The organism is Christensenellaceae bacterium (assembly GCA_031260975.1).
GTDB lineage: Bacteria > Bacillota > Clostridia > Christensenellales > UBA1242 > JAISKJ01.
The window spans coordinates 506,679-526,157 of sequence record JAISKJ010000003.1; the positions used below are offsets into that span (position 1 = coordinate 506,679).

A 19,479-nucleotide genomic window follows, 5' to 3' on the forward strand; every position below is an offset into this window, starting at 1 on the left:
AGTGTGCGGGCTTTTTGAGCAAACTTATGTTTGCGCTGTGCGCTGTAAAACAGCGCACATGCAGCAAAAATTTTATATTTTTGCCGCAAAAGTCCGCCTCTATTTTTTAGACTGATGCAACCTGTGTTTTTGGCGCAGCCTCCCCAATATTTTTTATCATAATCACACTGACACCCGCCCCCTTGTTTCTTATCAGACTTACTTCGTCCATAAAGCTTTCCATGACTGTAAATCCCATACCGCTTCGTTCTCCCGTGGTTACCGTAGTAAAAAACGGCTCTCTTGCTTTGTCTAGGTCAGCAATACCGACGCCGCTGTCGCTCACTGTTATTATTGCCTTTTTATCACTGAGAACAATTTTGAGTGAAATTTCACCCACATCGTTTGGGTAAGCATGCACAACACAATTTGTAACCGCCTCCGACACAGCCGTTTTAATGTCTGTTATTTCGTCAATAGTTGGGTTGAGCTGCAAACAAAACGCCGCGGCGCAGGTTCTGGCGAACCCTTCATTTTGCGAATATGCCCCAAACTTCAATTCCATTTGATTTATAGCTTCTTTCATATAAATTCCCCTTTTATGATATTTTGGGCATGATTTCATATAGCCCCGTGAGTTTAAATATTTTTTCAGCATGATGAGACGGGTTTGTTATAAACGTTCCCGCGCCCCGCTGCTTCAGTTTTTTATATCTCCCTATCAGCACCCCCACTCCTGTGCTGTCCATAAACGATAGCGCCGACAAGTCTATTATCACCTGCTTAAACTCTAGCGTTTCAAAAAGTGAGTCCAGCGCTGTGGCAGTATATTTTGCGGTGTGTTCATCAAGCTCTCCGTTTAAGCTAACATATAAAATTCCGTTGTAAACTCTTTGTTTAATTTGCATATCTCCCTCCTGTCTGACCAAATAATATCATAGTAAAGAGAGCGAAAAACAAAAAAGAAGGGCTAACTTTCCCTTCTTTTGTCAATTAATACCTTAATTATAAGTGGCAAGACCAATAAGTCTTGCAAATATAATCTCTATTCTTTATAGTCTATTTTATCAATTTTTGGCTTTGCAGCATCATAAATTTTATATTCTGCCCTAAAGCAAGGAAATAACTCCTCCTGCTCGCCCACAATCAACTTCTTTTGAGACAAACTGTTTTTGTTGATTTGTGTTATAAGTATTTTTTTATTATCCTCATCAATCAAAATAGTTCCGCTCAAAACCTTTTCAAGGTTCTTGTCGTCTTGTCTTATGTATATTGCGTGTTCGTTTTCACTTCCTTCAAAAACCTTAATCCTAACATCCAGCCCTGCAATATCATATGTTTTAAGAGTTTCTTTAAGTATTGTGTTTTTGTCTCTGTTGTGTCTATAGTTTTGGTTTATCTCGTTGCTTTTTTGAGCTAGTTTATTGCCCACTTTCTTAAAAAACTCCTCCACCTCTTCGGCTGCCTCATTAAGCTCATCTAAAATGCCGGATTTCTTTTCTTTATCGTTTATTTCTATTGTGTCATTGTCATCATTATTTTTCATTTTCTATCCCTCCGATAATATTATTCTATCACCTAAACATTTATAATCAAAACAAAATACAAGACTTTTGCATTTTTTCTTATTATCATTTTCAAATAATCAACTGTTTTGGGCATGTTAAATCTGCACCATATTTAAATTGTAACATAAATCTTCTCTTTAAAACAATAAAAAAGCCCACAAAGGAGGGCTTTCATTTTTATTGGAGCTGGCGAAAGGAATCGAACCTTCAACCTGCTGATTACAAGTCAGCTGCTCTACCGTTGAGCCACGCCAGCATAAAGAAAATGGTGCCTTGGGGCGGAATCGAACCACCGACACATGGATTTTCAGTCCATTGCTCTACCGACTGAGCTACCAAGGCGCGTCACACCTGCGCTTTTGGCAATTTGACTGCGCAAATTTGCCCTTTACGTTTGGTGTTTCCTCTTTCACAAAAAGTTTCTATAGTTACTTTTTGGGAGCCCTAATTTTTTGTGTTTTTTAATTAGGGCTTTGTGTTTGCATAAGTAAGCATGGCGACCCGGAAGGGACTCGAACCCTCGACCTCCGCCGTGACAGGGCGGCACTCTAACCAGCTGAGCTACCGGGCCAAAAATAAATGATTTATTTGAATAAGTTTTATTGTGTTTTAAAACACATGGTGGGCCTTCAGGGACTTGAACCCCGGACCATCCGGTTATGAGCCGGGTGCTCTAACCAACTGAGCTAAAGGCCCTCATAATGAGATTTTGATTATAGTTTTGGTCGGAGTGGGGAGATTTGAACTCCCGGCCCCATGATCCCAAATCATGTACGCTACCCCTGCGCCACACCCCGGTGAAACTTAGACAGCTGTTGTCACTTTTCACATTTTGTCATTGCCCCACATGTTGTTAAAATTCCAAATACGATGGCATAGTGATAGGATAATGATACAATAACTTTGCATTATTGTCAACAGGTTTTTGTTAAATTCTTTGCAATTTCAATTCTCACCTGTTTTGTGTTGCTTTCAATATTTTATGATTTAAAAAATAAAAAAGCCTTAGCTAAAAACCAAGACTTAATTTTGGTGGGAGGAGATGGATTCGAACCATCGAAGGCGGAGCCGACGATTTTACAGACCGTTGCATTTGGCCACTCTGCAATCCTCCCGTGTGGATAGGTCTAATGTATCATAAAATTATCGATTAGTCAATAAGAAAAGCGTAATTTTTTTGTATCACAAACAATTTTTATCGGTGCTTTTCTTGAAATCGTCGTCATTATCTTTCACAAATCCGCAAGCGGTTTGAGGCGATAATTCCTAGATTATAAAAAATCCCATTTTATTGCAGCTGCTGGCGGATTGTTTTTTTATGCTAAAAACTTTATGTGGTATATCCGCAGCAGTGCTCTCATACCTTATAACATGAGAAAAATGACTAAATTTACAAAAAAATGGGTTATCGGGGCTGTAGTTTTGGCAGTGATAGTTTGTGCGGTGACACTCCCCTTTTTGCATCTTGGTCAGCAGCAAGGAGACAGCAACAGCGGCGAGGTCAGGCAGGATGGCGTGATTTATAGACCGAGATACGGCGGTATGTTTGTGGCCGGTGCTACAAAGGAGACTGTTATGGTGCAGTCCGTCATAAATAATACGCCTGTTTGTGGGGTTTTGACACAGGCTCTAAAGAATAATACTATTACCCACACCGTGCAGTTTTTGGGTGAATATGAACAGTTTCTTTTTGGTGTCGGGGCATTTGAGAATTCACAGGTTACAAAACTGCTTAATATACCGGCAGTATCACTGTTTGATACGGGGGCACTTAGGCTTATGCCCAGGCTTGACGAGCTTTCGGCGCAGCAAAGCGATAATGTTTTTGTTTTAAACGGCATTTTATATCAAAAAAACAGCACTGTTACTACGCTAGTAAAGGTGCCTGTTAATATGACAGTGTTGCCGGCAAACTACGCCAAAAATGTTTCGGTGGTTGCAAGCGGAGCTTTTGATTATTCAAAAGTTTCAGTGGTTGACCTGCCAAGCACAATGATGCGCCTTGAAAGCGAAGTATTTACAAACAGTAATGTTGTCAGAATAATTTTGCGGCACAAATCAACAATAATGCCTGTGGATGTAATAGCGCCTATCACCAAAGAGCTGGAGGTATTGGTTGACGCCAAAGACCAGATTGGTTTCAGAGATTATTACAATGGCGGTGCAGCATTTTTGCGGCAATATGGGCTTTATATGCATCCGCTTTCCGAAGGTTATAACACCGGCAGTCGGGTACACTGCGTTGGCAGTCACATAAGTATTGCCGGTTATACCTACACCATCAACCGCGACGGCAAAACAATAACAGTTGACCTTGGAGGGGGAACGAAGTTAACCAACGTAGACGCATGGTACATCTTGTAAACCCCTCTTTGAGCGATAAAACGGCTGCGTGCATGAAGTTTGTTCGGTTGTGTATTTTCTCTATACAAGCCCTCACAAACATTCATGCCTGTTGCCGTTTTCTCATATCAAATATGGGTTTACAAGACTATAATATAAAATCCATCTTTTTGAAAGAAGTAAAAGTTTTGTTTTTTAAAACATGCCTCCGTCAATTGCAACTATTTCCCCGTTAATATACTCTGCCTCATTGCTTATCAAAAAGGCCACTAAACCTGCTACGTCCTCGGGCTTACCTATTCTGCTTTTTGATATGCGTTTTTTTTCCATCTCCCAAAATTCAGGAGGAAATCCGCTGTTCATATCGGTATCTATCCAGCCGGGAGCAATTGCGTTAACGTTGACAAAAGGAGCAAACTCTCTTGCCATGTTTTTGGTCAGAATATTTAGCCCTGCCTTGCTGCAGTCATAATCTACGCTGACAGGGTCATTAAACCCACATGCATTATTTGAAGAAATATTAATTATTTTTCCGTACTTATTTTTTAACATATACGGCGCTGCATATTTTGTGACTAAAAACGCCCCCACCAGATTAGTCTGGAGTGTTTTGTTAAAATCCTCTGCAGTATGCTCTAAAAATGGCTTATCGATAGCGATTGCGGCATTATTGACCAGCACGTCAATTTTACCGAATTCCAAAATTGCTTCCCCTATCATAGTTTTAATTTGCGCCTCATCCTTAATGTCTGCACACAAAATTTGAGCCTTTACCTTAAAGTTGCTCTCAATATACTTCTGAAGGTCCTCAGCAGGCTTTTTGCTGGTGTAAAAGTTTATAATTACATCATAACCCAGGCTTGCAAGCTTAAGTGTTATGGCCTTGCCTATACCCTTTGCTCCGCCTGTAATAAGTGCTACTTTGTTGGTTTGTGTCATAAAATTCTCCTCTCAAAAGCTTTCCTCATCGTCATATCTGGGCTGCGTTTGTCAAGTCGGCTCAGTCGTGTAGGTCTATATACACTCTTTTCGCCGACATTGTCACCTGCTGCCTATCTTTGACGCGATGAAACCTTTTTATTATTAATATAGTTTACCACAAATGCAAAAAAACAAAAAACATTTTGAAGTAAATACCCCAAAATGTTTAGCTTCTAACCTTATAGTTTTGATTTGTTTTAATTTTGTTCAAGTTGAGCATAGAAATCTTTTGCGAAATCATGAGCATCATTAATGGTCTCTGTTAAATCGGAATAATGCTCTATAGGCTGACCTAAATGCTCCAAAACATTCACCGCTACCTCGGCAAATATGCTTGCTCTGCTTCGCGTTTCACCTTCTTCATCAAGTGTGTCTACTTTTGTGGCTCCCAGACTTTCTGCGAGTATTTTATAGGTGCGCTCAACAAATAATTGATAGTTTTTGTTGGCTTCGTGAACGTCTACCTTTTCACCGCGCTCTTTTACACGCTTCATCGCGTCATCGTGCGGACGGTATAAAAATATAGTTTTATTTGGCTCGGGTATTGAAAGCTTGTTATATTCAAGGTCTGCAATCCATGAAGCATGCTTTTTCATAATGTCATCAGCCCATTCAAGGTCTTCGGTTGTGCTGAGTTGAGTTCCGCGTGTTTGTGCTTTAAGATAATGTTTTGCCGATTGATATGCCATGTTGCTGAAAGTGTATCTGTCACAAATGATTACCTGTGCCGGGCAGTCTAAAATCTTTCCGATATTGGCCGCACGTTCATCCGCATAAATTTTTGCGGCAGTTTTCCAATATTCTTCCAAGAAGCTTTCGGGCAGTCTTGGATATTCTTGACCCCATTCATTTAAGTTTTGAGCGTTTTTTATTTTATTCTCAGCATAAGCATCAATATCGGTTTTGCCAAGCAAAACCGCAATTTCGTGCCCTTCAGGTGTGTCATACATCGGAAATGAAAACCGCTTGGCACTTATGCCGATGTGATTAAGATAAGCCTCAAGCCCTCTTGACACCGTCTCTTTGCCGGCACCGTCAGAACCGTCTATAACAATAATCTGTTTACTTTTAAGAAACATATAAACCTCCAAAATCGTCTCTTAATGATATCATACCTTAATATGCTTGTCAATATGCAATAACATTCTCTGTCATTGTGAGCCCACAACTCCGGTAGCAGTATTGCAAAATAATTATTTTTGTCATTGCGAGGAACGACGTGACGCGGCAATCCCATAGTTTAAGAAATACAACAAAAAAACAGGCTTGCGCCTGAGGTTTTTGCAGCATTAAAAATTATGCCCTTACAATGTCTTTGTTTTTCAGGCATTTTGTGCAAATATGCTTTTTTATGGGGGCGCCGTTTTCAACAACACTCACCTTTTGCACATTGGATTTTTGAAAAGTCAGCGTTCTCTTTGTTAGCTGCGAGCTTCTGTAACTAAGCTGACTTGCTCTGTGGTGATTTTTGCCACAAACTTCACATTTAGCCATTGGTATTTCTCCTTAAATTTCTACAGTTAAAGTACACTAATTATACACAAAAAAGCCCGTTTGTCAAGCAAATTTTTGGTGTTTGTGTTTTGACATAGGTTTATCATATTGCTCAATGGATTGCTTAGTTATTGCAACAATATAGAAAATCGTCTTACGAGGAGTATATTAGAACAACGCAACAGTCCCATGATAGGCTTATTTCCCTTTTGTGTCAATAGGCTTTATCGTTTTTTTCCAAACTTCACGAGTAAGGCCAAAGCTTTCAAAACTCGGGCTATGATATATAAACCATATATCTTCCAGGCTTGTAATTCCCTCTTTCAAATATTTCTGTATAGTTTTGTCAGCAAGCATTTCGGCGCTGCCGTGACTTAAATTTACCTGCCCTGCGTCTGCATATTTTTTAAATTCCAAAACATTTTCAAATTTGTCACATGCCTTGGCAAATTTGGCTTCTAGTGTGTTTCCGCAGTTAAAATCATCAATCATTTTTTGATAATACTCTTTGTTTGTGAGCTTGCTTAAGAGATTTGATACAAACTCAGCGCCCCTCTGTGTCTTTTGTTCTTTTGTTATATTTTTCCCTGTAAAGTATGTCAAGTCCCCGATTTTCAACTCTTCAAGCTCATGTATAGTCAGCATTTCTAAAACATAACCCAAATCAATGTTAATATTAAGATTGTTTTTTAGTGCAATTGCTAGAATTTGTGTGCCAAAAATATGGTCCGCCACATCTTCAAGACGCTTGCGCTTAACCTTCCACTGCACAGCTCCCTGCCTTAGCAGTTCCTTAAGCCCTGTTGCGGCATAATAAAATTCAATAGCATTTTTGATATCTTTCATGGTTTTGTTTCCCAACCTTTAAAGTTTTTAATCCTTTTGTCTTTTATGATATTTATCATTTTATACTCTTTTTATATTCTATCAGTTTGAATATGTCGTAGAGTGCAGTTGTGTTCCGCACATACAACAGCAGCGGATATAGCCTTGCAACAGGTGATGCGTTTGCAAGGGTTTGCTTTATACTGTCTGCAATCTTTAGGTTCTGAACTCCGCCTCGGGTTTTTTTGTTAAAATAAAATGTTATTTTAAAGTATCCGCCCTCCCAAATCGACAGCCAGAATATGGTTTTGTTTTTATAAAGCCCTTTTGACAACCAATATTTGCCGTCGTTATAATACCTCCATTCGGGTTCAATATTAAGCTGCGGCAATCTGTCGGTGAATTCGATATAAGCATCAAAACTTGTGCCGAGTGTCTGTGCCAGAACCTCATTTGTCGGGTAAATATCAGGATTATTCAATATTGGTTTTTCGTCTTTCATATCCGCCTCCCGTCATTATAAAGTTTTTAGGTTATATTTTGTTGTTCCAAGTCTTATGCTCTCAGCATAGTTTAGTGTTTTCCGCCTCGCTTCAAACATTTTTTTGTTTTCTTTATCAAATAAGTCAAGTATCGCTGTATCTATTGCAACGGGGTCGGTTGAAACCAAAACTCCTATGTCTTTTGTTATCTTTAAATATTTTTGTTGTTCGGTTGCTGTTTTTGATCCATTTCTCTTGTGAGAATGTCTATAAACTGCGGAATAAGTTTGTGCTCCTCAGCCAGCACCCGCTGCTGCAAGGTTTCCGGAGTATCTGTTGACAGTACCGGCACCTTGGGCGTTTGCATCAAAATTTTTCCGTCGTCATATATTTCGTTTACGCTGTGAATGGTAGCACCCGTAAATTTTTCACCTGCAGCAATAACAGCCGTGTGCACGTTTAGCCCATACATTCCTTTTCCGCCGAAGCGCTTAAGGTCAATTGCTGGATGAATGTTGTAAACCGGCACAGCATCCAAAATTGCCGGACTTATCTTTTTTAAATATCCGGCCAAAAAAACAAACTGTGCATCGGTTTGCTTCAGAATTTTTAAAATTTCGGCGTCGGTGTTTTCTTGCGAAATTGTATGGTCAACATAAAAGGCAGAAATATCTGCCTTTCGAGCTCGCTCAAGCACTCCTGCGTCAGCTTTGTTTGAAATAAGAGCCGCAATCTGGCCGTGAGATATAATTCCTGCAGCTTTTGCATCAATAATACTCTGAAAGTCTGTTCCCCCGCCAGAAGCGAATACTGCAAATTTTATCATGTATTTCTCCTTTGCGGGGATGCCCCCGCTGGCTAGTTTTATAAGTCAAAGCTCCCATCATGTATATAAAATCTCAACATAAAGCTTTTTACTTTCTTTTTTTATATTAATATTCGTTACGGCTTTGCCTTGGTTTTCAAGAGCTACCTGAATGTGTCGCATAACAATTCCCATGTCGATTTTGCCCATTCTTTTTTTGATGATAGCTTTCATAATTCCTCTGCCAAAATATTCAACCGTGATTTTTCCGCTTTCAAAATTTAGCTTATATGGCTGAGTGTTCATGGCAGAAGGCGCAAGTCTGGCTGCTTCAGCAACCGCGTTGTTTTCGTTGCTAATTTCACTTACCTTAAGCCGTTTAAAATCCCCTGCACCCTTTCGCGGAGGTACATTTGTTTTTCCAAAAGCCAGCATAATGCAATAATCCTCACGCTTACCCGTATCTTTGGGCTTTGCCATACCAAGCCACACGCTGCCAAGACCCTTGGATTGCAAATATAAATCAACATTTTGCAGCGTGTATCCCACATTTATATACTCCGCCGCTTCGTTTTTGCAATAAGCCAAAATATAATGCGGAGCTTTCCCGTTCCCTACAGTGCCGCTTTCAACAAACTCAAAGCACGCCTCACAGCCGCCGATTTGTTTGGTGTTGTTAAGAAAGTTTTTTATATCAGCCAAGGTTTTTTCGTCCAATGCCGTTTGATTATATTTGCGCACTGACCGCCTTATAAAAATCGCTTCGTATAGGTCCTGCGTCTCTGAAAGTCCGTCAGTCTTGTTACTACGTAATAAGTCCCTCGTCCCTGTGTGTTTGTCAGTTTCGTTATTTTGTAATAAATTCATATTTACCTCCACCTTTCTTCTTCTTTTATTCGTTCGCTGATTTTATCGGTCACTTTATATGTATCTTCCACAAAGGTTTGCTTATATAAGCTGGTTTTTGTGCGGATAATTATATTTCCTGATGCATTTGTTCTGCCCAATGTTCTGTGCGATGTAACCTCCAGAATTTCTCTGAACGGAAGTTCTTTTTTGTTTAGATACAGGTTATGGCTGTCCATTTTAATTAAATCGTTTGGCAAACACAACACTCGCAGTCCCAGAAAAATACCTATCAAACCTGCAATAATTAAAGGCATTCCTCCTCCTAAAGGTGCAATCCATATCATGTCTTCTTGAAACAAAAAATCACTCCCCAATATAAACAAAAGGATTAAAAATGGCAGTATTCCAAAAAATATTAAAATTATACCGCCTCCCAAAAACCAACCTATCAATTTTTTGCTTTTCTTTCCGATGACCTCCGACATTTCTAATTCTCCTTTTTTTTGTACTTATTATACCACAAAAAACCAAAACTGTCTAAAAAAGAGAACAAAAAAACAGCGTCTGAGCGGTCGGGCGTCACGACCCTGTGTTCAGTCTGTTTTTCTGGCTATAAACATATCAAAAATTTTTACGGCACCGTCAAAGTCATCAAAAAATATTCTGTTTCCGGGCTTGCCTTTTTTAGGAAAGAATATACAACAGTCATTGTTGTTATATTTGCCCAGCGCAAAGCAATCAAGGTCATTATAAGATATATAAGAAGTTTTTGGTTTTATAAACAACACTTTGGGGTTTCTCATCCATACGCCCTTTTCGGTCAAAACATACTTATATGAATATTTTAGATATGGCTTGTAATATAAATTGGACGCAACCATTATGCCTTCCTTCAGAATCTTTTCGCCTGCCGCTTCGGGAATAACCATATCAATCAGGTTTTCTTTTGCCATACTTTACTCCTCCTATACTTTCCACTCTGTTGTCAATGATATCTCTTTTTCGTATCATTTTAATTTACAGCAACATAAGGCCGTGCCTGCAAAATGTAAAGCTTTTCATTCTCATATGCCCATTCTATGTCAGCAGAGTTATAACCGATTTTCTTTTCTATATTAAGGCAAGCATTTACAAGCCACATTAGTTCATCGTTAGACAGTTTTTGAGCGTTTGCTAAAAAAGCTGGGACACGCTCTGTACCCTTTGATGTAATCATTGTTTTTTGATAGCCGATTATTTTATTTTTTAATTCAAGAGTACTGCGTTTTACAATAAACGTATCCGGCGTTATGACGCCGCTCACAAGACTCTCACCCAACCCCCAGCATGCTTCAACAATCAAGTCTTCGTTTGTATCCTTCGTAAAACAAACACCCGAAACGCGGCTTTGCACCATTTTTTGAATAACGACGCGCATTTTTATTGATGTATAATCTATATTATTTAATTTACAATACTCTTTTACTCGCGCGCTGTTCACTGATTGAAAGATTTTTTCAGTTGCACTCAAAAGACTTTCTCGGTTGATATTTAATTCCGTTTCAAACATTCCGGCAAAGCTTGCGATATTACTATCCTCAACTGTTGCCGAACTGCGGACTGAAACCAACTCGCAGTTCAAAGCGTCAAATTTTGCAAGTATTTGCTCTTTAGTTTCAGTGCCGTCTATTACAAAAAATGGAGGCACATCACATATTTTTGAAAGCATTGATAATTGATAACCCTTTCCGCCTAACTGTTCAACATTCATTTTATTACCTCTATTGTTCCGTCTGTAAAGTTAATTTTAATTTTTTGTCCGGTTTGTAAAACATTTGATGCATAATTTGTGCCGATTACACATGGCTTCTTTAATTCCCTTGAAATAATTGCGGCATGACTTGTTTGTCCGCCCCAATCTACGATAATTGCGGTTGCCTTGTTCATTGCATTGAGGTAGTCCGGCGTAGTATGTGCTGCTACTAAAATTTCTCCCGCACTCAGTGTTTCTTTTTTGGGATTTTTAATTACACATGCAATACCGATAATTTCATTCTCTTTTTTATATGCGACAATACCTTGCAGCTTATTATCTGTCTCATTGTCGTCCAAAAATATATTTAGTTTGGCATTTAATTGCTGCAGTGCTTTTTCAGCAACTTCACCCTCTGCCATAAAAGCTTCTTCCATTGGCATAATTTTGTCTGTTCTTTCTATAATCTCATCAAGAATAGGAAACTTAGATTGAAAAGTAAGAAACATTTTTCGCCTTTCAGAAAAACGCTCCTTATATGTATTTAAGTGCTCCGTAAAATATCTTAATTCTTGTGCTGTAAGTAGTCGAATATCAGCCATTGGCGTATTTGTATGTTCTGCAACAATTCCGAGTAGCTTGTCAAAAGCAGCACAGCAATATTGCATAACTGTCTTTCGCTCGTCAATAAGCTTTACTCCGATTTCTGTTGCAATTTTTACAATGTTTTGATAGTAATTTGACAAAGTAGGTAAAATTTCGTCTTTTTGTTTTAAGAGCTTTTGCTTTTGGTCTGTTGATGTTTTAATTAAATTATCATAATAACTTAAAGTATGTTTTTTAATTTCATTTTCTATGTCACCTGCTGTTAGGCATTTCGTTTCAAGATAATTATTTTCACACCAAAAATATTTTTTTGCGTGCTGCTCCGGTGTGATTTTTCCCGCTTTGCAATCACGCAGGCTTTTTAAAATGTCTATGATATATGCGTTTTGTTCAGGGGGGGGGGTAAGTAAAGCGGCAAGCTTATTTGGGTCTTTAACATAGTTTGTTAAAAGATGCTCAGCTTGCATACCAACCGCTTCTGAAAAGCATCCGAATTTAAAATATGATACATAAACCTCTGAAAACTTTTCAAAAGTTTGAATTGCATCTTCAAATGAGTATTTATTTTCTAATATTTCGCTTGCCATATTCATTGCTTTTTTTTGGTTTTTTCCCATGTCAGTGTTATATGCAAGTGCATATTGCGGGCACATTAGCATATCAATCATTCTTTGGCCAATGGCACGCATTTCATCTTGTCTTACCATAAAATTTGCAGTTGTATTTTCAACCACAAAAAGCATTACCGAGTATGATTCACCAAGATATTCCTGCAAAGGAATAAACGATGAATTATTTGCTAAGGTTGCGAGCATGGGGCAAGCAAGGTATTCCTGCGAAATCCATACTGAATTATTGATTTTATTATTCATGACTTAAGTATATTCTAAAAGCATTTAAAAAGTCAAGTTTATTTCTCTTTTAAGTTTTTTAGGCACACACAAAACAATCTGCAACGTATGTTGCATATTTGGTCTGTTTTTTGTTTCCATTTAGACTTGCGTATCTAAAGGTTTTTTGAATATAAATTTTGATTTTGCGTATTGTATTAGATTGATATCTGACTTACAACAAGAATTAAACTTGAAGAATGTCAAAATGTTTACCTAAAAAAGATTTAAGAGTTTAAGTTATTTGGAGCTGCTGGGCGGAATCGAACCGCCGACCTACTGATTACGAATCAGTTGCTCTACCGACTGAGCCACAGCAGCATATTGGGTTTTATCCCAATAATGACAAATAAATTAATCAGCACTGCCATCAGTAAGCGGAGTAATTTTTTCAGCTGAGCCGGGGCCTGAATTATCGTCTGTATCAATATCGTTATTGATTTTTGTGTTGGTCTCAACACCTGCACCTGCGTTTTGAAACTTGAGCACTTCGGGTTCTTCCTGAAGAGCTTTGAGGCTGAGGCCAATCTTAAAAGTTTCGGGTTCAATCGAAATAATTTTTAGCGTCAGGGTTTGACCTACCTTTGCTACCTCATAAACATTTTTTACATAATAGTGCGAGGCTTCTTTGACATGTAGCAGGCCTTCGAGGCCTTCACCAAAGCTGATGACTGCGCCAAACGGCAAAATGCGTTCAACCTTGCCTTCTACAACATCCCCTACCTTAACTTTCTTTATTTTGGCTTCCATAGGATTGGGCTCAAGAGCTTTGATGCTTAGTGAAACCTTTTTTCCGACTCTGTCAACTTTAATTACTCTAAATTGATATTCCTTACTCAGCTCCAGCACATCACTTGCCTTCTTGCTGTGGTCATAAGACGCTTCGCTGTTGTGAACCAGACAGTCTACGCCGTCAACGTCAATAAAGGCACCGAATTCAGCAAATCTCACAACCTTGCCTGAAACTACCTTATTTTCAAAGATAGCGTTCCAGAAGGCTGTTTCCTTGGTCTGAAGCTCTTTTTCTTCTATTGCTTTTATTGAAGCAATAATACTGTTATTTGCCATATCAATTTCAAGGATTGCGGCATCCACTTGTTTGTTGATATAATTTTTGAGGCTGTCAATGCGTCTGTTGCTTATCTGGCTGTATGGTATGAACACCCTAAAACTTCCCAGAGCACTAATAAGCCCATTTTTAGTTTCATCGGTTATAATAAATTTTGTTGTGTCCCCCACCTTAAGTTCACCCAAAAGAGCGTTGCCTGTAACAATAGCGTCAGCCTTGGCTTTTGACACAATAATCATTCCGCTTTCGTCTTTGGTTGAAATTATTACAACCTGAAAGCTGTCCCCCGCCTTTGTTTTTTCAAGAGCTTTGTTTTCAAGCTCTGAGTTTTTAATAAACCCGTCTTTTTTTCCGCCGATATTAACAACCGCTCCGTCGCCCAAGAACGAAACCAGCGTGGCATCAATCATCTGCCCGCTTTTATAACTCATAAAAGTCTGATTTATACTTTCTACATCAAATTTATCTAGACTCACCATTATTTAACAACTCCTTTATTCTTTCCTTGCACTCATAAAGCGTATCTCTGTGCTCCTTAAAATTCAGGTCTTTGGTTGAGCGGATACAATAGGCCATGTTCTCGCGTTTATATACACTTATGACAAGATTTTCAACATAATATTCACCTTTACGGTATACCTCATTATTTGACATAGCAGCCTCCTTTAGTAATGATTATTGTGAAATTATATCACAAAAAGAAAAAAAGAAAAAACAATTTTTCGTGAATACCTTAAAATTGTTTTTTTCCTCTTATTAAGATTTGTTATTTATATTACTTTTTGTTTTTCTTTTCATAAATAAGGGCTTTATATTCTTCTCTCACCTGAGTTATGCTCCTGCCTATCTGCTCTCCTGCTTTGTCTAATATTTCGGCACTGAGTTTTTGGTCATAAAACTCACTGAGCTCATAAGGATTTCCTACAATAAACTTTGTGGGTCTGAAAGGCTTTAGGCGGTTTAAAAAGCAACAAGGAACCATAGGCGTCTTTGTTTTTATGGCAAACATTCCTGCTCCGTTTTTGATTTCAAGCTGATCTTCAACATTCATGCGGTTTCGCGTGCCTTCAGGGAATATCACAAGCGACTCACCGCGCTTTAGGGCTTCCAAAACTTTTTTGGTAGCAGAAATGTCGGCCTGACCGCGGTTTATGCTGATGATACCTAAGCCGTTCATGAGAGCGGCTCCAAATTTAGTTTTAAATAATTCTTTTTTTGCAAGCGGACGTGCCCGAATACCAAACAGGATGACCATCATAAAAGGGTCCATCGCATGCAGATGATTTGAAATATAAATTTTCCTGCCTTTAAACTTGCCTTTTTTTCGCCCTACAATTTTTACCGGAAAAATTATGCGAAGCGGAAGATAAAGAATAATAAACATAAACCAATAAAAAAGTTTCTTCATGAATTTTTCCTTATAAAATCTACAATTTCGTTTGCTACTTCTATCTGTGTTTTTAAAGTGGTGTCAATTACCTTGGCGTCTTTGTTTATTTCAACGCCGGAGGCCTCGCCGTTAAACATATACTTGTCGCTGTTGATAATCTCATCCAGCATCTGGTCATAGGATATATTATAAATTCCGCGGCCATGAAGCTCATCAAGCTTACGGCGCGCTCTGGTGGTTGAGTCGCTTGTCAGAAAAAACTTGAAATTAGCGTTTGTAAACAGTTTTGTTGCGTTCATGCTTGCTATAATAATTGTTTTCATACGGCTTAGCTCTGTTTCGGTTGCTAGTATATATTCTTCAACGCATTTGAGCTTTGAGATATTATATTGGTTTGCCGCTACCAGCTTGTTTTTGAGCTGTTCAGGCTGAATGGTCTCACCGTTAAGCGACACCGATATACTGTTTTGATGATTTAACAGCAACTCAAACTTATTGCGCTTTATCATATCTTTTATGCCCTTCTCGTCGGTTGGATTAACGCCCTTTTTGAGGCTGCATACAGCAATGGCGGTTTTGAGTATATCAGAGTCAAAAAATAACACTCCTAAAATCTCGGACACCTTTCTGGCTATTGTAGTCTTTCCGCTGCCGCTGGGTCCGTCTATAACAATTTGATACATATTTTTCCCCTCCAATTAACCGTCAGGCAAAAATCAAATAAATTCAAAAAACCGCTATTCTGTCGGCTAACTTAGTTACATTATACAACAAATAGAGCTTTTATTACAAATAAAAAAGAGGAGTTTTCTTTATTTTATCAATAAAATATCCGCCCCTTCTTTTTTTTCCATAATGTTGCTTAACGCTTCTGCAGATTACATAATTTATCTTTTTTCTTACGGTAGCACTAAAATATCACTGAACGATTCTGCAGGCGACAAAGTCGCCGAAACTCTGGTAAAGTGATATGTTGCAGTGTTGTTAATAATCATTAGTGAAGCAGCATCTCCACTTCCCATGGTTTAAGGGCCCTATATTCACCGCGGCTGATGCCGCCGAGCTTTAGCTTTCCTATTTGCACGCGGTTGAGCAGCACTACTGTCTTTCCGATAGCTTCCATCATACGCCTGATTTCACGGTTTTTACCTTCATGCAAAACCATTTCGAGCTTGGTGAGATTATTTTTAACTTTCGTCACCTTTGCCCGGCACCTTGAAAATTTCTCTCCGTCAATTACAACACCTGCTCTCAAGACTGCCATTTCACTTTCTGAAATCGTGCCCTCAATCTTGACCATATATTTCTTTTCAACCTCGTTGCTGGGGTGTGTGAGCTTATATGTCAGTTCTCCGTCATTGGTGAGAATCAGCATGCCTTCGCTGTCATAGTCCAGCCTGCCCACAGGGAATACACGCGTCTTTATTTTTATAAGGTCCATAACAGTCTTTCTGCCGTGCTCATCGGCTACAGTGCAGACATAGCCCTTGGGCTTGTTGAGCATATAATATTCAAACTGCTCAGGCAACTTCAAAATCTCGCCGTTCAAACTGACCGTGTCTTTTGTTTCGTCAACAATAGTGGCAAGGTCTGTTATAACCTTGCCGTTAAGAGTTACTTTGCCAAGTTTTATAAATTCTTCGGCTTTTCGTCTGGAGGACACTCCGCACGAAGCCAGAAATTTGTTAATTCTCATTTGTTCAGTTCCATTTTTCTATTATATTTTTTAGTTTGTCGGTAATATCGAGATTATCTACCTCCTCCATAATATACAACTTTGAGCAAAATTGCAAGTCTTTGTTCACAAAAACTTTATATTCTCCAACAATCTGATCTTTTTTTATGGGTGCCTCAAGAGTTTTTTCAAAATCATACTCTACGTTAATGTTTTCGGCATCCTCTTTTTTTAAAACTGCTCCGAAGCCTTCTTTGTTATAAACCTTGGCGGCGGATTTTTCTCCGTTTTCAACCATAACCTCACCCACAATGGTGTGATCATCCAAAATGTTTACGTAAGTATATTCTTCAAAGCTCTGACCCAGCAGCGTAGCACTTTCTTCAAACATAGGTCCGCAGTTAAGAACCACGCACACCACCGTCATATCACCTCGCTTGCAAGCCGAAACAAGACATCTGCCCGCCTTTGAAGTAAACCCCGTTTTAACACCTACGCAGCCTTCAAGGCTGTTTAATAGCTTATTTTTGTTGCCAAGATAGCGTTCGTTGTTGTGTTCGGTCTTTTCTATCTTATATTTTTTTGTTGAAACGATTTCGGCAAAATCCTTGTTCTTCAAAGCCTGAGCCGTGATTTTTCCCAGGTCCAGCGCTGTTGTATAATGGTCTTTGTGGTCCAGCCCGTGAGGGTTGACAAAATGTGTATTTTCGGCCCCTGCCCGCTTTGCCATATCATTCATAAGAGAAGCAAAGCCTTCAACGCTACCGCCTACAGATATAGCAAGTGCAACAGCAGCATCGTTGCCCGACTGCAGCATAAGTCCATAAAGCAGCTGCCTTATGCTAAGCTTTTCGGTTTCTTTAAGATATATTGAAGTGCCTTCGGTTAGCGTAGCTTCTTTGGGCGTATCCACGAGCTTGTCAAGGTTGTCACAGTTTTCAATGACCGTAATGCAGGTGGCAATTTTTGTAGTGCTTGCCATGGCCAGTTTTTCATTTTCGTTTTTGCTATAAAGCATTTTTCCGTCGTCCGCGCTCAAAACCACCATAGATTTGGCGCTTGACCATGCGGTCGGAGTCTCCGACCACCCAGCCGCAGTGTTATTAAAACCTAAATTTAGGCCCAAAACACCTAAAAACAGTGCCAAAGTTAAAATGCTGAACAGTATAAGCTTTTTTGTCATGTTACACCCCTCACTTTTTTAGATTGCTGAGGAATTTGGCGGCTACATCCAAAAATTTATTAATAGTATTGTCGGCGTTGGTATTTATAAAGGTGACACCTGTTTTTGACACCACCAAAAAGCCTACAGGGTCAACCGTGCAGCCCGCGCCTGTTCCTCCCGCAAACGGATAGCCTGTGTTTCGCTTGTTGCGCAGGCTCTTTTTTACACCGTATTCACCTCCGCCGTGCACAAAGGCCACCGTCATTTTACAGATGGGCACAATGGTGTCGCCGTATTCATTTTTTATGGCGCTTCCTACGGTATAGTTTACGTCTACCATACTCTGAAGTCTGCTGAGTGTAGTCTGAAGTACCTCGTCTAAATTTTGTTCTCGCTCCATTTTGTTCTCCTTTTAAAAGTTTTGAGTAATGCTACAGCTGCGCCTAGCAGTATATCAAACAGAGTTATGTGCAGCTTAAAGTGCAAAGCGAATTTTAAGGTGTTGGCACAGAAATCGGGGTAAACTACACTTAAAATGCGTGCTGATGGTTTATAGTTTATAATCTGGCTGGTTATGATGCCCATCGGGATATTCAAACAGCTGCAAAGCATAACAGTTTTTGCGGCGTCCTTTAGGCCGACATTGGCATAAAAATCCAGCCTGTGAAGTTTGAGCACCCTCAGTATTTTTATTATGAAAATATCCACAAACCCGTTTGCACCAAAGTTCTTAAATTTTTGTGACAGTTTCTTTTTGTGGGTTTTAATGTTAATACCGCTAAGGGTTAGCCCGAGCTCAGCGCTGAAGATTTTTAGGCCCCAGATATAGAGCATGATATATCCGCAGTTGCCCAAAATATCATAACCCGAAATGGCTTTTATTCTAAACGGTAAAAACAAAATTGTAACAACAACGGCCACTATGATGAGGGTTATAATTATGCTTTGGTTGGCATGAAGAAAATGTCTGAAATTTTCCATACCCTTAGTTTTTGCAAGTGCATAAAAAAAATACCACAAACATTGCTGCGGTATTTTGGCAGCCGGCAGTTCCTGCCGGCAGTGATTGGATAGATGTCATAAAAATTTATATCAATGTATCAAAATATGCAAGGTTTTTTATTTCAATATCATTAGGCATTGGAGATTTTTCCAAAAACCAATTGTCTGCGTCAAGTGCATCCTGACTTATTTTGTCAGCATTCATTTTTATATAAGTTGCGGTGCCTGCGGCCAGAATGTTACCTTCAATGTCCTCAATAAAGCCCGCCCCTTCAAAGGTACGGCTGCTGTCTTTGGTGATTTTACCTACGATTTTAAGGGGTTCACTTAGTGGCACGGGCTTTTTAAATCTTATATTAAGCTCACCCGTAACTCCCCACAGGTCAGGAGCACCTATCTGAACTGCCCTGCCGATGGTTTCATCTAAAAGTGCCGATATTATTCCGCCATGCATCCTGCCCGGGTAGCTTTGATGCTCATTGAGCCCTTGAGTGACCCCTACCAGAACTTTATTATCAATTTCATAAAACTTTGTTCTTAGTGAAAATTGATTTTTTAGACCGCACACAAGACAGTGTGCCGAATTATTTTGTTTGTTTTTGATTTTATATTTCATAACTTCCT

The 19,479-nt window shown here is 39.1% G+C and carries 25 protein-coding genes, 7 tRNA genes and 1 pseudogene; 2 read left to right on the plus strand and 31 right to left on the minus strand.

Annotation, left to right across the window (positions count from 1 at the left end; translation table 11 throughout):
• Positions 1–106: 106 nt before the first annotated feature.
• The 9 genes from spoIIAB to LBN07_02980 form a co-directional block, all read right to left on the minus strand.
• Entirely contained in the window at positions 107–565 is a 459-nt protein-coding gene (gene spoIIAB, locus LBN07_02940; protein ID MDR0850423.1) for an anti-sigma F factor, read from the minus strand.
• A 13-nt stretch (positions 566–578) separates the two neighbouring features.
• Entirely contained in the window at positions 579–887 is a 309-nt protein-coding gene (locus LBN07_02945; GenBank protein MDR0850424.1) for an STAS domain-containing protein, read from the minus strand.
• 137 nt (positions 888–1,024) lie between these two features.
• Positions 1,025–1,525: a hypothetical protein gene (locus LBN07_02950; protein MDR0850425.1), complete on the minus strand. Its 501-nt coding sequence runs from the start codon at positions 1,523–1,525 to the stop codon at positions 1,025–1,027.
• 203 nt (positions 1,526–1,728) lie between these two features.
• A tRNA-Thr gene (locus LBN07_02955) sits at positions 1,729–1,803 on the minus strand.
• A gap of 10 nt (positions 1,804–1,813) precedes the next feature.
• Positions 1,814–1,889, minus strand: a tRNA-Phe gene (locus LBN07_02960).
• 152 nt (positions 1,890–2,041) lie between these two features.
• A tRNA-Asp gene (locus LBN07_02965) sits at positions 2,042–2,118 on the minus strand.
• 48 nt (positions 2,119–2,166) lie between these two features.
• Positions 2,167–2,243 (minus strand) — tRNA-Ile (locus LBN07_02970).
• A gap of 26 nt (positions 2,244–2,269) precedes the next feature.
• Positions 2,270–2,344, minus strand: a tRNA-Pro gene (locus LBN07_02975).
• A gap of 233 nt (positions 2,345–2,577) precedes the next feature.
• Positions 2,578–2,662, minus strand: a tRNA-Tyr gene (locus LBN07_02980).
• A gap of 265 nt (positions 2,663–2,927) precedes the next feature.
• On the opposite strand from LBN07_02980, the gene LBN07_02985 reads away from it, so the two are divergent.
• Positions 2,928–3,911 carry a hypothetical protein gene (locus LBN07_02985; protein ID MDR0850426.1) on the plus strand — a complete coding sequence of 328 codons (984 nt, stop codon included), beginning with the start codon at positions 2,928–2,930 and terminating at the stop codon, positions 3,909–3,911.
• A 174-nt stretch (positions 3,912–4,085) separates the two neighbouring features.
• Here LBN07_02985 and LBN07_02990 read toward each other — a convergent pair whose 3' ends face one another.
• The 21 genes from LBN07_02990 to LBN07_03090 form a co-directional block, all read right to left on the minus strand.
• Positions 4,086–4,829, minus strand: a complete 744-nt coding sequence (locus LBN07_02990) for a 3-oxoacyl-ACP reductase FabG (GenBank protein ID MDR0850427.1) — start codon at positions 4,827–4,829, stop codon at positions 4,086–4,088.
• Positions 4,830–5,068: 239 nt separating this feature from the next.
• A complete protein-coding gene (locus LBN07_02995) occupies positions 5,069–5,950 on the minus strand; it encodes a hypothetical protein (GenBank protein MDR0850428.1) in 882 nt (293 codons plus the stop codon).
• A gap of 217 nt (positions 5,951–6,167) precedes the next feature.
• On the minus strand, positions 6,168–6,365 hold the full coding sequence (locus LBN07_03000; GenBank protein MDR0850429.1) for a 50S ribosomal protein L28: 198 nt from the start codon (positions 6,363–6,365) through the stop codon (positions 6,168–6,170).
• A gap of 198 nt (positions 6,366–6,563) precedes the next feature.
• Entirely contained in the window at positions 6,564–7,211 is a 648-nt protein-coding gene (locus LBN07_03005) for an HD domain-containing protein (GenBank protein ID MDR0850430.1), read from the minus strand.
• Positions 7,212–7,266: 55 nt separating this feature from the next.
• Positions 7,267–7,692, minus strand: a complete 426-nt coding sequence (locus LBN07_03010; protein MDR0850431.1) for a DUF3788 domain-containing protein — start codon at positions 7,690–7,692, stop codon at positions 7,267–7,269.
• 15 nt (positions 7,693–7,707) lie between these two features.
• The gene (locus LBN07_03015) at positions 7,708–7,860 is read right to left on the minus strand and encodes a hypothetical protein (protein MDR0850432.1); all 153 of its coding nucleotides are present in this window, start codon (positions 7,858–7,860) and stop codon (positions 7,708–7,710) included.
• 23 nt (positions 7,861–7,883) lie between these two features.
• Entirely contained in the window at positions 7,884–8,498 is a 615-nt protein-coding gene (locus tag LBN07_03020) for a phosphoribosylglycinamide formyltransferase (GenBank protein ID MDR0850433.1), read from the minus strand.
• 57 nt (positions 8,499–8,555) lie between these two features.
• Positions 8,556–9,344, minus strand: a complete 789-nt coding sequence (locus tag LBN07_03025; GenBank protein MDR0850434.1) for a nitroreductase — start codon at positions 9,342–9,344, stop codon at positions 8,556–8,558.
• 2 nt (positions 9,345–9,346) lie between these two features.
• Positions 9,347–9,811: a hypothetical protein gene (locus LBN07_03030; protein ID MDR0850435.1), complete on the minus strand. Its 465-nt coding sequence runs from the start codon at positions 9,809–9,811 to the stop codon at positions 9,347–9,349.
• A gap of 108 nt (positions 9,812–9,919) precedes the next feature.
• Complete coding sequence (locus LBN07_03035; protein MDR0850436.1) at positions 9,920–10,279, minus strand: hypothetical protein; 360 nt, start codon at positions 10,277–10,279, stop codon at positions 9,920–9,922.
• A gap of 59 nt (positions 10,280–10,338) precedes the next feature.
• Positions 10,339–11,076: a PEP/pyruvate-binding domain-containing protein gene (locus LBN07_03040; GenBank protein MDR0850437.1), complete on the minus strand. Its 738-nt coding sequence runs from the start codon at positions 11,074–11,076 to the stop codon at positions 10,339–10,341.
• Positions 11,073–12,536: a hypothetical protein gene (locus LBN07_03045; protein MDR0850438.1), complete on the minus strand. Its 1,464-nt coding sequence runs from the start codon at positions 12,534–12,536 to the stop codon at positions 11,073–11,075. The genes LBN07_03040 and LBN07_03045 overlap by 4 nt, the downstream gene beginning before the upstream one ends.
• A 263-nt stretch (positions 12,537–12,799) precedes the next feature.
• A tRNA-Thr gene (locus LBN07_03050) sits at positions 12,800–12,875 on the minus strand.
• A 33-nt stretch (positions 12,876–12,908) separates the two neighbouring features.
• Positions 12,909–14,102, minus strand: coding sequence for a S1 RNA-binding domain-containing protein (locus LBN07_03055; GenBank protein MDR0850439.1), 1,194 nt, complete (start codon positions 14,100–14,102; stop codon positions 12,909–12,911).
• On the minus strand, positions 14,086–14,277 hold the full coding sequence (locus LBN07_03060; protein MDR0850440.1) for a hypothetical protein: 192 nt from the start codon (positions 14,275–14,277) through the stop codon (positions 14,086–14,088). Before LBN07_03060 ends, LBN07_03055 begins: the two co-directional genes overlap by 17 nt.
• Before the next feature lie 121 nt (positions 14,278–14,398).
• The gene (locus LBN07_03065) at positions 14,399–15,031 is read right to left on the minus strand and encodes a 1-acyl-sn-glycerol-3-phosphate acyltransferase (GenBank protein MDR0850441.1); all 633 of its coding nucleotides are present in this window, start codon (positions 15,029–15,031) and stop codon (positions 14,399–14,401) included.
• Positions 15,028–15,696 carry a (d)CMP kinase gene (locus LBN07_03070; GenBank protein MDR0850442.1) on the minus strand — a complete coding sequence of 223 codons (669 nt, stop codon included), beginning with the start codon at positions 15,694–15,696 and terminating at the stop codon, positions 15,028–15,030. Before LBN07_03070 ends, LBN07_03065 begins: the two co-directional genes overlap by 4 nt.
• 311 nt (positions 15,697–16,007) lie before the next feature.
• The gene (locus LBN07_03075) at positions 16,008–16,709 is read right to left on the minus strand and encodes an rRNA pseudouridine synthase (protein MDR0850443.1); all 702 of its coding nucleotides are present in this window, start codon (positions 16,707–16,709) and stop codon (positions 16,008–16,010) included.
• Between the two features lie 4 nt (positions 16,710–16,713).
• The gene (locus tag LBN07_03080) at positions 16,714–17,871 is read right to left on the minus strand and encodes a D-alanyl-D-alanine carboxypeptidase (GenBank protein MDR0850444.1); all 1,158 of its coding nucleotides are present in this window, start codon (positions 17,869–17,871) and stop codon (positions 16,714–16,716) included.
• Positions 17,872–17,881: 10 nt separating this feature from the next.
• Positions 17,882–18,253, minus strand: a complete 372-nt coding sequence (locus LBN07_03085; protein ID MDR0850445.1) for a hypothetical protein — start codon at positions 18,251–18,253, stop codon at positions 17,882–17,884.
• Complete coding sequence (locus tag LBN07_03090; GenBank protein ID MDR0850446.1) at positions 18,232–18,834, minus strand: hypothetical protein; 603 nt, start codon at positions 18,832–18,834, stop codon at positions 18,232–18,234. The genes LBN07_03085 and LBN07_03090 overlap by 22 nt, the downstream gene beginning before the upstream one ends.
• Before the next feature lie 17 nt (positions 18,835–18,851).
• Between LBN07_03090 and LBN07_03095 the strand changes: the two genes are divergently transcribed.
• The gene (locus LBN07_03095; GenBank protein MDR0850447.1) at positions 18,852–19,040 is read left to right on the plus strand and encodes a DUF751 family protein; all 189 of its coding nucleotides are present in this window, start codon (positions 18,852–18,854) and stop codon (positions 19,038–19,040) included.
• Between the two features lie 74 nt (positions 19,041–19,114).
• Here the strand turns inward: LBN07_03095 and LBN07_03100 are convergent.
• Positions 19,115–19,471, minus strand: a pseudogene (locus LBN07_03100) (PaaI family thioesterase).
• Positions 19,472–19,479 lie beyond the last annotated feature (8 nt).